The following is a 14,300-nucleotide window of genomic DNA, read 5'->3' on the forward strand; positions in this document are numbered from 1 at the left end:
ACTCGATGAAGCGCTATGAGCTGCTCGCCGCCGATGTCGAGGCCTCCATCCGCGGCGGTGTGCTGCGGCCGGGCGACCGCCTGCCCTCGGTGCGCCACGCGAGCACCAGCCGCGGGGTGAGCCCCTCGACGGTCTTCCAGGCCTACTACCTGCTCGAGGCGCGCGGTCTGATCCAGGCGCGGGAGCGCTCCGGCTACTACGTCTTGGCCGGCGCGCGGCTGGCACCGCCCGAACCCGAGCAGACCTCGCAGCCGAGCGATGCCTCGGTGGCGGTCGACGTCAGCGAACACGTGTTCGAGATCCTCGAGGCCAGCATGACGCGCGAGGTGGTGCCTTTCGGCTCGGCCTTTCCGAGCCCGCTCCTGTTTCCGCTCGCGCGCCTGGGTCAGGCCATGGCATCGAGCGCCAAGGCGCTCGATCCGTGGAGCACCGTCGACGACCTGAGCCCGGGCAATGCGCGGCTGCGGCGCCAGATCGCGCTGCGCTACCTGGCCGGCGGGCTGCAGGTGCACACGGACGAGATCGTGGTCACCAACGGCGCACTCGAAGCGCTGAACCTCTGCCTCGCGGCGGTGACGCGCCCCGGCGATGCGGTGGTGATCGAATCGCCCACCTTCTATGCCGCGCTGCAGGCACTCGAACGCATGGGCCTGCAGGCCGTCGAGGTGCCGACCCATCCGCGCGAAGGCATCGACCTGGCGGCGCTCGAACATGCCATTGCACGCCACCAGCCGAAGGCCTGCTGGCTGATGACGACCTTCCAGAATCCGCTCGGCAGCTCGATGCCCGACGAACGCAAGAAGGCGCTGGTCGAGCTGCTCGCGCGCCACGAACTGCCGCTGATCGAGGACGACGTCTACGCCGAGCTCTACTTCGGCGACAAGCGCCCCGTGCCCGCGAAGGCCTTCGACACGCAGGGCCTGGTGCTGCATTGCTCGTCCTTCTCCAAATGCCTGGCGCCCGGCTACCGCATCGGCTGGGCCGCGCCCGGCCGCTACGCGCGCGCGGTCGCGCGGCAGAAGCTGACCACCACGCTGGGCGCCTCGGCACCGTCGCAGCTCGCGCTGGCCACTTACCTCGAGCACGGCGGCTTCGACAAGCATCTGCGCCGGCTGCGCCAGACGCTGGCCGCGCAGCAATCCGCGTTCGCGCAGGCGGTGGCCCAGCACTTCCCGCCCGGCACGCGCGCCACGCATCCGGCGGGCGGCTACTTCCTGTGGGTCGAGCTGCCGCCGGGCGCCGATGCGCTGGCGATCCATCGGCAGGCGCTGGCGCTCGGCATCAGCGTCGCGCCCGGCCCGATCTTCTCGGCCTCGCGCGCCTTCACGAACTGCCTCAGGCTGAACTATGGCCACGCATGGGACGCGCGCAGCGAACAGGCGCTGGCCACGCTGGGACGGCTGGCCACGGCCGCCATCGCTTAGGGGCCTCGCGTGCGACTGCTCCGGTCGAATCCGGGCACACTGATGCTGTCCTTCGCATCGGCAATCGAGAACAATGACGACGTGGCCACGCGCGGCGCACCGAGGTGCCGCAGCGGCCGCACGACACGCATGAACATCCCACGCTTCCTTCACCAACCCCTGCGGCGCACCGCCCTGCTGCTCGCGGCCTGCGGCCTGTCAGCCGTCGCGCAGGCCGCCGCACCCTCGCCGGCGCCCGGCCATGTGCCGGACACCATCGAGCAGCGCGTCGCGGCCTGCATCGCCTGCCACGGACGCGAAGGCGCCAGCAGCGACCAGGGCTTCTTCCCGCGCCTGGCCGGCAAGCCCGAGGGCTACCTGTTCAACCAGCTGCGCAGCTTTCGCGACGGCCGCCGCTTCAATGCCGACATGGCCCACATGGTGCGGCACCTGTCCGACGACTACCTGCGCGAGATCGCCCATTACTTCGCCACGCTCGACCTGCCCTATCCCGCGGTCGCGACCACCAGCGATGCCTCGGCCGACACGCTCGCGCGCGGCAAGGCGCTGGTAATGCACGGCGATGCGGCGCGCGACATCCCGGCCTGCGTGCAATGCCACGGCGAGGCGCTCACCGGCGTTCAGCCGGGCATTCCGTCGCTGGTCGGCCTGCCGCGGCTGTACCTCTCGTCGCAGCTCGGCACCTGGGTTACCGGCGAGCGCCATGCGCTGGCGCCGGACTGCATGGCCGAGGTCGGCCGCAAGCTCACGACCGCCGACATCAATGCCGTGGCCAGCTGGCTGGCCGTGCAGCCGATGCCGGCCGATCCCCATCCGCTCGCAGCGCCGCGCGCGCCGCTGCCCCTGCGCTGCAGCGCGATGAATCCCTGAGGCCCTTCTTCATGCGACGCCTCGTCTATTCCCTGATCTTCCTCGCTGCACTCGTGCTGCTGGCCGTCGCCGCACTCGTCGCGCTCAACCTGCGCGGCGAGGACGCCGTGCCCGAACCCTCCGCCGCTTTCGTCGCCACGCCGGCGCAGATCGAGCGCGGCCGCTACCTCGCGCTCGCCGGCAACTGCGCGAGCTGCCACACGACGCATGGCGGCGCGCCCTTCGCGGGCGGCGTCGGCATCGAGACGCCCTTCGGCACCGTCTTCGCGAGCAACCTCACACCCGAGCGCAACGCCGGCATCGGCAGCTGGAGCGCGGCGCACTTCTGGCGCGCGATGCACAACGGCCGCTCGAAGGACGGCCACCTGCTCTACCCGGCGTTCCCCTATCCCAGCTTCACCCGCGTGACGCGCGAGGACTCGGATGCGATCTATGCCTACCTGCGCACCGTGCCGCCCGCGGCCACGCCCAACCGGCCGCACAAGCTGCGCTTTCCGTACGACACACAGGCCGCACTGGCCGTCTGGCGCGCGCTCTTCTTCACGCCGGGCAGCTTCGTCGCCGATCCCGCGCGGCCGGCCGAGTGGAACCGCGGCGCCTACCTTGTCGAGGGCCTGGGCCACTGCATCGCCTGCCACGGCACGCGCAACGTGCTCGGCGCCACCGAGGAGAAGCTCGGCCTCTCGGGCGGGCTCATTCCGGTCGAGAACTGGTATGCGCCTTCGCTCACCTCGAAGCGCGAGGCCGGCGTCGCCGACTGGCCACCCGAGGACGTGGTGGCGCTGCTGAAGAACGGCAGCTCGCCGCGCGGCTCGGTGATGGGGCCGATGGCCGACGTGGTGTACCGCAGCACCCAGCACCTGAGCGACGCCGACCTGCACGCGATGGCCGTCTTCCTGAAGCAGCTGCCCGACAGCACGCCGGGCACGGCGACCGCGGCCGACACCGCGCCGCAGCGCCGCGACGCCGGCCAGATGGTGCGCGGCAGCCGCATCTACGACCAGCGCTGCGCCTACTGCCACGGCGATGCGGGCCAGGGCGCCGAAAACGCCTACCCGCCGCTCGCGGGCAACCGTGCGGTGCTGATGGACTCGACCGCCAACCTGATCCAGGTCGTGCGCCACGGCGGCTTCCTGCCTGCGACCGCGGGCAACCCGCGGCCCTACGGCATGCCGCCCTTCGGCCATGTGCTCGACGACGACGACATCGCCGCCGTGCTCACCTACATCCGGGGCTCCTGGGGCAACGACGCGGCGCCGGTCAGCCGGCGCGACGCGATGCGGCGCTGAGAACGTCGCCGCGTGGCCGCCTGCGCCAACGCGGCCAAGCGTGTGGACAAATCACCACATGCGGGACAACGCGCCTGATGGGCCGTCGCAGTTCGCTTCACAATCGTGCGAACTTTTTTCGGACTCCCCGCCATGCAAGCGTCTCGCTTTTTCGGAATCCTTCTTCGAATCGGCCAGGGCATCGGCGCGGCGCTGGGCGTGCGGCGAACGGCCGAACCGGCGCCGCAGGTTTCGGCATTCGCCCCGACGTCGATCGCAGCGGCCACAAACACCACGGACGTGACGGAGCCTGCGGCGCTCGAAGCGCCGATGCCCGCGCCAGTGCTGGCGGTATCGCCCCGGCCTGCGCCGGCCGCACAGTCGAACGCTGCACCGCCTCTCCCCGCTCAGCCGGAGGCGGCAACGCCGCCCGCCAACAAGATGCGTTCGATCGAGGAGATCCGGGCCGACCTCGCGCGCCTGCGCCAGAACGCGAAGGAGCGTCACGCAGAACTGCTCGCGCAACGCGAAGTCGGCCTTGCGGCGACGGACTTGATGGACATCGCGCCGCCGCCGCCCGAGCCGCGCGAGAGCGCGTCGGACATCGCGTTCGCTGCGACGGCATTCGTGGACTTCGGCGATGTGAAGAGCCGCCGCGAGCGATAAGCGCTTCGCAAGCTCCTGCGCTGGCGCGCGACGCCGCACCGTGCGGGTTATTGGGTATGGCTGGAAAACTAACCAGTTCGTACATTCTTGTGCGGAGGAGGTCGGCCGGCCCTCGGTCGGCACGGCGCTCGCACCCGCATTCGAAAAAAGAGAACCCCAGATGAAGCCTGCAGCCGCGACCTCGGAACACCGCACGCTCGGTGTCGAGATGTCCGCGGATCTCGAGCTGCCCCATCAACGCTTTTCGCCGCGCGTGGAGCGAACGTTCGACGTGCTGCTCTCGCTGATGCTGTTCCTCGAACTGCTGCTGCTGTTCGGCAACACCGCGATGCGCGGGCTGCTCGGGACTTCATTGGTCTGGGCCAACGAGGTGGCCGAGTATTCGCTCACCAGCCTGGCCTTCATCGGCGGCGCGATCGCCTACCACCGCGGCCTGCACCTGGTGGTGCGCTTCGCCATCGACAAGCTGCCGGAGCGCTGGCGCGAGTACGTCGAGTGCGCCCGCCACTACTTTGTGATCGTGGTGGCCCTCATCGGCCTGCGCTATGCGGTGCCGATGTGGCACGAGGCCTGGAACACCCTGACCGTGGTGCTGCAGATCCCGAAGTCGTGGACCCTGCTGCCCTTCTTCATCGGCATGGCCCTGACCGTGGTCTTCGCGCTGGCCGAGTTGCGCCGGCACACCGCCCGGCAGCACGTCGTCGCCGTGCTGCTGGTCGGCGGCCTGACGCTGGCCTGGTTCCTCGCGCAGTACTTCACCGGTCCCTGGCTGGGCACGGCCGGCATCGGCTTCGCGCTGTTGCTGCTGCTGTTCCTGGTGTTCGCGGGCGTGCCGATCGCCTATGTGCTCTCGGTCACCGCCTACATCCTGATCTACAGCTCGGGCGAGGAGCCGATGGCCGTGTCGCTGGCAATGTCCAACGGCATCAGCAGCTTCATCCTGCTGGCGGTGCCCTTCTTCATCCTGGCCGGCAACGTGATGACCGATGGCGGCCTGACCAAGCCGCTGGCCGACTGGGTCACCGCGATGGTCGGGCGCATGCGCGGCGGCCTGCTGCAGGCGCTGGTCCTCGCGATGTACATCTTCTCCGGCATCTCGGGCTCGAAGATCGCCGACGTGGCCGCGGTCGGCACCACGCTCAAGGGCATGCTGAAGGAGCAGGGCTACGACCCGGCTGAAAGCGGCGCGGTGCTGTCGGCCGCCGGCATCATGGGCGAGACCATTCCGCCGAGCCTGGTGATGATGGTGCTGGCCTCGATCACGACGCTGTCGGTGGCCACCTTCTTCGTCGCCGGCGTGGTGCCCGCGGCGGTGCTGGGCCTGTGCCTGATGATCATGATCAACCGGCGTGCGAAGAAGTTCGACTGGCCGCGCTGCCCCGCGGTCTCCTGGACCGAGCGCACGAGGCTGAGCATTCGCGCACTGCCGGCGCTGATGGTGCCGATCATCCTGATCATCGGCATCGTCGGCGGCTTCGCGACCACGACCGAGGTGTCGTCGATCGCGGTGGTGTTCTCGATCGCGGTCTCGGTCTTCATCTACCGCGGCATGAACCTCAAGAGCTTCATCACCACGCTGGCCGATTCGGGTGCGATGGCGGGCATGGTGCTGTTCATGGTCAGCGCCGGCAGCGCCTTCTCGTGGACCCTGGCGATCAGCGGCCTGCAGCCGGTGGTGGCCGAGTTCCTGGCCATGTTCGGCGGCTCGGCCTTCGCGTTCGTGGCTTTCTCCATCGTGCTGATGGTGGTGATGGGCTCGATCCTGGAAGGGTTGCCTTCACTCCTGATCTTCGGCCCGATGCTGCTGCAGCTCACCAGGAACTACGGCATCGATCCGATGGCCTTCGGCATCGTGATCATCATCTCGATGGGCATCGGCACCTTCATACCGCCCTTCGGCGTTTGCTACTTCGTGACCTGTTCGGTGATGGACACCTCGGTCGAGAAGGTGACGCCGCGCTTTCTGCCCTACCTGGCCGTGCTGCTCATCGGACTGATCTGCATCGCCCTCTTCCCCGCCATCAGCCTGGCCTTGCCGCACGCGTTCAACCTTCACTGAGCGCACCCGTTTTCCGTTCCCACCGTCAACCTCACAGGAGTCACTCACATGAAGCCCTCGTTCCGCCTGTTGTCCACCGTCGCCGCGGCGGCGCTCGTGTGCTGTGCCAGCTCGAGCGTCCTGGCCCAGAGCAAGTTCGTGTTGAAGCTGGCGCACGCCGATTCGGCCGACCTCGGCACCTCGCGCAAGGCGGTGATGGCCGACACCTTCGCCAAGGAGGTCAAGGCCAAGAGCGGCGGCCGCATCGACGTGCAGATCTTCGGCGCAGGTGCCCTGGGCGGCGAGCGCGAAGTGGTCGAAGGCGTGAAGAACGGCTTCATCCAGGCCGGCCTCGCCTCGGGCGTGATGGCCAATTTCTTCCCCGGCGCAATGGTTACCGACATTCCCTACCTGTTCCCGAGCGACGAGGTCGCGGACAAGGTGATGGACGGCCCCTTCGGCCAGAAGCTGTCGGCGGACTTCAACGCCGCCACCGGCATGCACAACCTGTGCTTCGGCGAAGTGGGCTTTCGCCACTTCAGCAGCGGCAAGAAGCCGATCCATTCGCCCAAGGACCTGGTCGGCATGAAGATCCGCGTGCAGGAGACGCCGCTGTACGTCACCGAGATGAAGGCGCTGGGCGCGCAGCCGACGCCGATCGCATTCCCCGAGACCTACACCGCGCTGCAGACCGGCGTGGTCGACGGCCAGGAGAACCCGATCCCGACGCTCATCTTCGCCAAGTTCTACGAAGTACAGAAGAACGTCACGCTGGACGGCCACAACTACGGCATCGACTGGTTCGTGCTCAGCGACAAGTTCTACAAGTCGCTGCCGCCGGATCTGCTGAAGGTCGTCACCGACGCGGGCAAGGTGGCCTGCGCCGAGGAGCGCAAGGTCAACCGCACCTTCACCGCCAACGGCAACAAGACCATGGCCGACAAGGGCGTGACGGTGTACACGCCGACCGCCGCCGAGCTGGCCGAGTTCCGCGCCGCGGCCCAGCCGCCGGTGATCGAGTTTCTGAAGACCAAGATCGATCCGAAGCTGATCGACAGCATCCAGACCGCGGTCAAGGACGCCGACGCGAAAAAGTAGCCGACCATGGCAGCCAAGGCAGCAACGGTGGCTGCGCCGCTGCGTGCGTCCGGCGCGCAGGCCGAGGTCCCGCGGGATGCGCGGCGGGCCTATCGCACCAACGATCCGGCGCGCACGATGGCGGGCATCCTGGAGGTGGCGACCCACGAGTTTGCCGAGAAGGGCCTGAGCGGCGCACGCATCGACGAGATCGCCGCCGCCACCCGGACCAGCAAGCGGATGATCTACTACTACTTCGGCAGCAAGGAGCAGCTGTACGTGCGCGTGCTGGAGGAGTCGTACCGGCGCATGCGCACGATCGAGTCGGCGCTGCGGCTGGACGACCTGGAACCGCTGGAGGCCTTGCGGCGGCTCGTGGTCTTCACCTTCGATCACCACCAGCGCAACCAGGATTACATCCGGCTGGTGATGGCCGAGAACATCGAGCGCGGCACCTACCTGAAGCAGAGCAGGAACATCCGCCAGCTCAACGGATCGGCCATCGAGGCGGTGTCCGGGGTCTATGCCCGCGGCGTGGCCAGCGGGTTGTTCCGCCCCGGGCTGGACCCGATCGACATCCACGCGTCGATCTCGGCGCTGACCTTCTTCAACGTCTCGAACCAGCACACCTTCGGCATGATCTTCCGGCGCGACACACAGGCGCCGCAAGCCCTGCGTGCGCGGCGCGACAGCGTGGTCGAAATGGTGCTGCGCTTCGTCTGCGCCTCATGTCCGATTGCCGGAGAATGACTGCATCGCGACGACATGAAGGAAAGCGGATGCGAATTCTCTTGGCACTGACGGCGCTGCTGATCCTGGCCGGCTGCGGGACCACGCCGTATGCGCCATCGCCGTCGCCCTGCAGCACCGATCCCGGCGGCCGGGATTGCCAGATCGAGCGCTACCTCAACACCCAGTGAGGCCTGCACCATCCAGGCATTGCGGGTGCGCTCAGTTGCGACCCGACAGCACGATCGCAGCCAGCGCGACCGACACCAGCATGCCGCAGATGGAACCGATGAACCATCGGATGGTGGACCTGTAGGTCGTCTCGTCGTCATCGGCCACCAGCAGCGCGCGGTACAGCGTGTAGATCTGCACGACGATGGGTATCACCAGCACGATCAGTGCGATCACCGAATTCGCCGTCCAGTCGCCGGGTGCCTCGAAGGCCCAGTAGCGGACGAAGGAGAGCGAAAAGCCGATCATCACCGTGATGGCCGTGATGACGCCCTCGCGATAGCCGGCCGGCAGCGGCGCGCGGCGTCGCACATCGGGTGAAGGCACGGCGGCCTGTGGTTCCGGCGTTGTGCCTGCGTTGCTCATGAAAGACCTCCTTGGTTTCGTTTGGCGCGCAGCTTAGCGCGGCACCGGCCGCTCGCCAATCTGCTGGCGCCACATCGCGTGGTACAGGCCCTTGCGTTCGAGCAGCGTCGCGTGATCGCCGCTTTCGACGATGCGGCCCTTCTCGAGCACGAAGATGGTGCCGGCGTGCAGGATGGTCGACAGCCGGTGCGCGATCAGGATCGTGATCTGCGTGCTGCGCGCCGACACCTGGCGCACGGTGTCGGTGATCTGCTCCTCGGTCAGCGAATCGAGCGCGGAGGTCGCCTCGTCGAAGATCAGCAGGCGCGGCTGGCGCACGAGTGCACGGGCAATCGACAGCCGCTGCTTCTCGCCGCCGGAGAGCTTCAGCCCGCCCTCGCCGATCGCCATGTCCAGGCCCTCGGGCGATTTCTCCAGCAGATGGGCGCAGGAGGCCTGCACCATCGCGGTCGCGATCTCGGCATCGCTGACGTCCGGCTTCACGAGCTGCATGTTCTCGCGCACCGTGCCGGCGGCTCCTGCGTCACGAAGCCGATCTGCCGCCGCGCACGGTTGTAGCGCAGGTCGCGCGTCGAGATGTCGTTGTAGAACACCTCGCCGGCGGCCGGCGTGTAGAGCCCGACCAGCAGCTTCACCAGCGTCGACTTGCCCGAGCCCGAAGGGCCGACGAAAGCGATGGTGTCGCCGAGCCCGGCGGCGAAGGACACGCCGTCCAGCGCGTTGTCGGCCGCGCCCTTGTGGCGAAAGCTCACGTCGGAAAAGCGCACGTGCGTGATCGGCCCGGTGTCGATCGGCGATTCGGGCCGGCGCTCGACCGGCCGCTGCATCAGCGCATCGAAATTCAAGAGCGACGCGTCCGCCTCGCGCCAGGCCAGGATGATGTTGCCCAGCTCCTGCAGCGGCGTGAAGATGGCCACCGAGATGAACTGCATCGCGATCAGCTCGCCGGTGCTCAGCACGTTGCGGAAGATCAGCCACAAGAGCGCGAACAGGATCGCCAGCTTCAGCAGGCTCAGCGTCGCGCCCTGCAGAAAGGACAAGAGGCGGATGCGCTTGACCTTCTGCATCTCGAGCGCAAAGATGCGCGCCGTCTGCGCCTGCAGCCGACGGATCTCGGCGAAGGTCAGGCCCAGGCTCTTGATGAGCTCGACATTGCGCAGCGACTCGGTGATGAAGCCCGAGTTGCGGTTCGTCTCGCGCACGATCGAGCGTTGCTGGCTCTTGATCTCTCGGCTGAGCAGCCCGGTGAGCCCGCCCAGGAGCAGCACGCCGACCAGGAACACCGGCACCAGGATCCAGTTCTTCGCCACCGCATACCAGACCAGGAAGGCGACGCCCACCAGCGCCGCGAACACGGTGTTGACGAAGGTATTGATGAAGCGTTCGCAGTCGGCGCGCACCTTCTGCAGCAGCGACAGCACCCCGGTGACCAGTTCATGGTCGGTCTTGCCGGCGCGGTGGATCGCATAGCCATCGATGATCCGGCCGAAGATGATCGGATCGATCAGCGCCAGCACCTGGCTCACGCCGGCCAGCAGCAGCGCCCACAGGACGAGGCCGCCGTGCGGCCGCAGGTAGCGCCACAGGATGCGCATCGGTCAGGCGGATGCGCCGGCCGGCTTCGTGCCGACGAGCAAGGGCTGGTAGAACACGCCGTCGAGGCGCCGCACGCTGTCGAAGCCCGCTTCGCGCAGCAGCCCGCACAGCCGCGTGGTCGACACGGCGTAGTACCTGGAGCGCAGCACGTGCGTCGTGACTTGCGCGCTGGCGAGGTCTTCCTCGACGATGAAGAAGCCGAGGTCGTAGTGCTCGCCCTCGAAGTCCCAGACCTGGAACAGCACGTGACGCTTGCCGTTCTCCACCCGGGCGCCATAGTGCTTGACGAGGTTCGTGCCGCGCGCCTCGCGCTCATAGTCGCGCACGCTGATCAGGCAGCCGCCGCCGGGCTTCAGGCAGGCCGCGAATTGCCGGAACGCATGCAACAGGTCTTGGTCGCTCAGCAGATGCGGCACGGCGTTGTCGCACGCGACGAGCAGGTCGAAACCGCTGCCATGCGCCGCATGGGCCTCGCGCATGTCGGCGACACGGAAGTCGATGGCGAGGCCGCGCAGCCGGGCCTCCTCGCGGGCGCGCTCGATCGCCCCGGCCGACAGGTCGGCGCCGGTGACCGCATGGCCGCGCTCGGCCAGCGCAAGGGCCTGCGTGCCGATGCCGCAGGCCACGTCGAGCACGCGGCGCGTGCCCGGCCATTCGGACGCGACGAGCTGCGACAGCTGCTCGCCCTGACGGCGGATGCTCGCGTTCCAGTCGGGATAGATCAGGTGATAGAACGGCGCGAGCCCGTCGTAGAAATCCATCGTCGTCGGCAGCCCCGGCTCCGGCCGGCCTACTTGGGCTGCATCAGCTTCTTGAGCTCCTGCATGTGCTCGGCCGCACGCTGCGTGACGTGCGACATCGCGTCGGCCTGCGAGTTGCGCGCCAGCTCGGCCAGCTCCTTCATGTCGGCCAGCGTCTTCTCGAAGGCCTTGCGCACCAGCTCGGTCTGCTTCGACGGATCGCCGAAGCCGGCACCGCCCGCGACTTCCTGGATGCCCTGCAGCGTCTGCGTCAGCATGTCGGCCTGCTTGCGCGACAGCGCCTGCATGCCTTCGTAGGCCGCCTTGTTGGCATCGACCAGCGCCTGGATGTCCTTGCGCCGCGCTTCGGCGATGGCGGCCATGTCGATACCGGGCACCTTGAACTGCTCGATGATCTTCGTGACGTCGCCGAAGGGATTGCTTTCATTGGCCATGGAATGTCTCCTTGTCAACGGGTTTGCGGGAAGGGATTGCAAGAGGATGCCAACGAACGATACAGCCATTTGGGCCGCCTGAAACCTTGTGCCGCGCAAGGTCGCCCGCAGCGCCCTTGACCTTCCCATGATGGGAGGGTTGACACTTCCCTCATCCAGCGACAACGCTGCATGAAAGACAGGAGTGTGAGTTCGATGAGCAACAGCGTGGCACTGCCGGCCGCCGGCGGCACCGATTCCAGCGAATGGTCGCTGCAGATCGAGGGAATGAGCTGCGCGTCCTGCGTGGCGCGCGTCGAGAAGGCGCTGGCGCGCGTGCCCGGCGTCAGTTCGGCCACCGTCAACCTGGCGACCGAGAAGGCGCAGGTCCGGCTGGCCGACCCCGGGACCGCGGTGGCCGCGCTGATCGAGGCTGTGCAGGAGGCCGGCTACGCGGCGCATGCCGTCGACGAAAGCGCGAACGAAGCCGTGGCGCCGACCAGCGGCTGGGCCGGCAGCGGTCCCGTGGTCGCGGCCGCGGTCCTCTCGGTGCCGCTCGCGCTGCCGATGCTCGGCCTCCTCTTCGGCAGGGAATGGATGCTCGACGGCTGGCTGCAATTCGCGCTCGCGACGCCGGTCCAGTTCTGGCTCGGCGCGCGCTTCTACCGCGCCGGGTGGAAGGCCCTGCGCGCCGGCGCCGGCAACATGGACCTGCTGGTGGCGCTCGGCACCACGGCCGCCTACGGCCTGAGCCTCTACCTGCTCTGGAAGCACGCGGGCAGCGGCGGCATGCCACACCTCTACTTCGAAGCCTCGTCGATCGTGATCACCCTTGTGCTGCTCGGCAAGTGGCTGGAAACGCGGGCCAAGCGCCAGACCACCGAAGCGATCCGCGCGCTGAATGCGCTGCGGCCCGAGCGCGCCCGCGTGCGCCGCGACGGCATCGAGCAGGACGTGCCCATTGCCGAGGTGAAGGTCGGCGACCTGGTGGTGGTGCGGCCCGGCGAACGCGTGCCCGTGGATGGCCGGGTGATCGAAGGCCGCAGCGAGATCGACGAATCCCTGATCACCGGCGAGAGCCTGCCGGTCGCCAGACAGGCCGACGACCCCGTGACGGGCGGCGCGGTCAACGGCTCGGGCCTGCTGCTGCTGCGCACGACCGCCGTGGGCGCCGAATCGACGCTCGCGCGCATCGTGCGGCAGGTCGAATCGGCGCAGGCCGAGAAGGCGCCGATCCAGCGCCTGGTCGATCGCGTGAGCAGCGTGTTCGTGCCCGTGGTCATCGGCCTCGCGCTGCTGACGCTGCTGGGCTGGGGCTTCGCAGGCGGCGACTGGGAGACCGCGATCCTCAACGCGGTCGCGGTGCTGGTGATCGCCTGCCCCTGCGCGCTCGGGCTGGCGACGCCGACCGCGATCATGGCCGGCACCGGCGTCGCGGCGCGCCACGGCATCCTGATCAAGGACGCCGAAGCGCTCGAAGTGGCGCACGGCATCCGCGTCGTGGCTTTCGACAAGACCGGCACGCTGACCGAAGGCCGGCCCGAGCTGCTGGCCTTCGAGGCGGTCGATGGCGATGCCGCGGCCCTGCTGCGCGCCAGCGCCGCCATCCAGGCCGGCAGCGAACATCCGCTCGCGCACGCCGTTCTTGCGGCGGCGCAAAAGGCGGACATCGAGGTGCCGCGCGCGAGCGGCGTGCAGGCCGTGGCCGGGCGCGGCATGGAGGCCGTCGTCGAGAGCCGCGCGCTGCGACTGGGCAGCACCCGCTTCATGCACGAGCTGTCCGTGCCGCTGGGCCGGCTCGATGCGCGCGCATCGCAGCTGCAGGCCGAGGGACGCACCGTGTCCTGGCTGGCGGACGTGAGCGGGAGTCCTGCGCTGATCGGCCTGCTGGCCTTCGGCGACGCGCCCAAGGCCAGCGCGGCCGACGCCATCCGCGGCCTGCATGCGCAAGGCATCCGCACGGTGCTCGTCACCGGCGACAACCGCGGCAGCGCCGAGGCCATCGCCCGGATGCTGAAGATCGACACCGTGCGCGCCGAAGTCCTGCCCGGCGACAAGGCCACGATCGTGATGCAGTTGAAGGCCGGCGGCGAGCGCGTGGCGATGGTGGGCGACGGCATCAACGATGCGCCGGCGCTGGCCGCGGCCGATGTGGGCATCGCGATGTCGACCGGCACCGATGTCGCGATGCACGCGGCCGGCATCACGCTGATGCGCGGCGATCCGGCGCTGGTCGGCGATGCGATCGACATCTCGCGCCGCACCTACGCCAAGATCCGGCAGAACCTGTTCTGGGCCTTCGTCTACAACGCGGTGGGCATTCCGCTGGCGGCCTTCGGCCTGCTGAACCCGGTGATCGCCGGCGCGGCCATGGCCTTCAGCAGCGTGAGCGTGGTGGGCAATGCGCTGCTGCTGCGGCGCTGGAAAGGAAACGCGCGATGAACCACTCGGACACGGCGGCGGCGCCCTTCAACATCGGCCAGGCGGCGGCACGCTCGGGCGTCTCGGCCAAGATGGTGCGGCACTACGAATCGCTGGGGCTGGTGCCCCGCGTGAACCGCACCGACGCGGGCTACCGGCAGTACACCGACAACGACGTGCACACGCTGCGCTTCATCCGGCGCGCGCGGGCGCTCGGCTTCGGCATGGCGGAGATCGCGGAGCTGCTCAAGCTGTGGCAGAACAGGCGCCGCGCGAGCGCGGACGTGAAGCGCATCGCGCTCGCCCATGCGGCCGACCTCAGCCGGCGCATCGAGGAAATGGCCGCGATGAAGCGCACGCTGGAGCGCCTGGCCGACTGCTGCCATGGCGATCAGCGGCCGGATTGCCCGATCCTCGACGAGCTGGCGGACTGAGTCCGC

General features: G+C 68.6%; 13 protein-coding genes and 1 pseudogene. 10 read left to right on the forward strand and 4 right to left on the reverse strand.

Annotated elements, in window-relative coordinates; genetic code table 11:
• Positions 1-5: 5 nt before the first annotated feature.
• From E5P2_RS17525 to E5P2_RS17560, 8 genes are all read left to right on the forward strand, one after another.
• The gene (locus E5P2_RS17525; RefSeq protein WP_162568389.1) at positions 6-1,424 is read left to right on the forward strand and encodes an aminotransferase-like domain-containing protein; all 1,419 of its coding nucleotides are present in this window, start codon (positions 6-8) and stop codon (positions 1,422-1,424) included.
• A 129-nt stretch (positions 1,425-1,553) separates the two neighbouring features.
• Positions 1,554-2,294, forward strand: a complete 741-nt coding sequence (locus E5P2_RS17530) for a c-type cytochrome (protein ID WP_162570536.1) — start codon at positions 1,554-1,556, stop codon at positions 2,292-2,294.
• 11 nt (positions 2,295-2,305) lie between these two features.
• Positions 2,306-3,583 carry a c-type cytochrome gene (locus E5P2_RS17535; RefSeq protein WP_162568390.1) on the forward strand — a complete coding sequence of 426 codons (1,278 nt, stop codon included), beginning with the start codon at positions 2,306-2,308 and terminating at the stop codon, positions 3,581-3,583.
• Between the two features lie 132 nt (positions 3,584-3,715).
• A complete protein-coding gene (locus tag E5P2_RS17540; protein ID WP_162568391.1) occupies positions 3,716-4,228 on the forward strand; it encodes a hypothetical protein in 513 nt (170 codons plus the stop codon).
• 160 nt (positions 4,229-4,388) lie between these two features.
• Entirely contained in the window at positions 4,389-6,287 is a 1,899-nt protein-coding gene (locus E5P2_RS17545; protein WP_162568392.1) for a TRAP transporter large permease, read from the forward strand.
• Between the two features lie 48 nt (positions 6,288-6,335).
• Positions 6,336-7,364, forward strand: coding sequence for a TRAP transporter substrate-binding protein (locus E5P2_RS17550; RefSeq protein ID WP_162568393.1), 1,029 nt, complete (start codon positions 6,336-6,338; stop codon positions 7,362-7,364).
• Positions 7,365-7,370: 6 nt separating this feature from the next.
• Positions 7,371-8,093 (forward strand): TetR/AcrR family transcriptional regulator, encoded by a 723-nt coding sequence (locus tag E5P2_RS17555; protein WP_162568394.1) that lies wholly within the window; start codon positions 7,371-7,373, stop codon positions 8,091-8,093.
• A gap of 29 nt (positions 8,094-8,122) precedes the next feature.
• On the forward strand, positions 8,123-8,263 hold the full coding sequence (locus E5P2_RS17560) for a hypothetical protein (protein WP_162568395.1): 141 nt from the start codon (positions 8,123-8,125) through the stop codon (positions 8,261-8,263).
• 31 nt (positions 8,264-8,294) lie between these two features.
• Here the strand turns inward: E5P2_RS17560 and E5P2_RS17565 are convergent, their stop codons facing one another.
• From E5P2_RS17565 to E5P2_RS17580, 4 genes and pseudogenes are all read right to left on the reverse strand, one after another.
• Entirely contained in the window at positions 8,295-8,669 is a 375-nt protein-coding gene (locus E5P2_RS17565; RefSeq protein WP_232080733.1) for a hypothetical protein, read from the reverse strand.
• A 33-nt stretch (positions 8,670-8,702) separates the two neighbouring features.
• A pseudogene (locus E5P2_RS17570) lies at positions 8,703-10,264 on the reverse strand (ABC transporter ATP-binding protein).
• A 3-nt stretch (positions 10,265-10,267) separates the two neighbouring features.
• On the reverse strand, positions 10,268-11,026 hold the full coding sequence (locus E5P2_RS17575) for a class I SAM-dependent methyltransferase (RefSeq protein WP_162568396.1): 759 nt from the start codon (positions 11,024-11,026) through the stop codon (positions 10,268-10,270).
• 29 nt (positions 11,027-11,055) lie between these two features.
• The gene (locus tag E5P2_RS17580; RefSeq protein WP_162568397.1) at positions 11,056-11,460 is read right to left on the reverse strand and encodes a phasin family protein; all 405 of its coding nucleotides are present in this window, start codon (positions 11,458-11,460) and stop codon (positions 11,056-11,058) included.
• A gap of 195 nt (positions 11,461-11,655) precedes the next feature.
• On the opposite strand from E5P2_RS17580, the gene E5P2_RS17585 reads away from it, so the two are divergent.
• Together E5P2_RS17585 and cueR are read left to right on the forward strand one after the other, a co-directional pair.
• Positions 11,656-13,881 carry a heavy metal translocating P-type ATPase gene (locus tag E5P2_RS17585; RefSeq protein WP_232080734.1) on the forward strand — a complete coding sequence of 742 codons (2,226 nt, stop codon included), beginning with the start codon at positions 11,656-11,658 and terminating at the stop codon, positions 13,879-13,881.
• Complete coding sequence (cueR, locus tag E5P2_RS17590; RefSeq protein ID WP_162568399.1) at positions 13,878-14,294, forward strand: Cu(I)-responsive transcriptional regulator; 417 nt, start codon at positions 13,878-13,880, stop codon at positions 14,292-14,294. The genes E5P2_RS17585 and cueR overlap by 4 nt, the downstream gene beginning before the upstream one ends.
• Positions 14,295-14,300 lie beyond the last annotated feature (6 nt).

The sequence above is a fragment of the Variovorax sp. SRS16 genome, from assembly GCF_901827165.1.
Taxonomy (GTDB): domain Bacteria; phylum Pseudomonadota; class Gammaproteobacteria; order Burkholderiales; family Burkholderiaceae_C; genus Variovorax.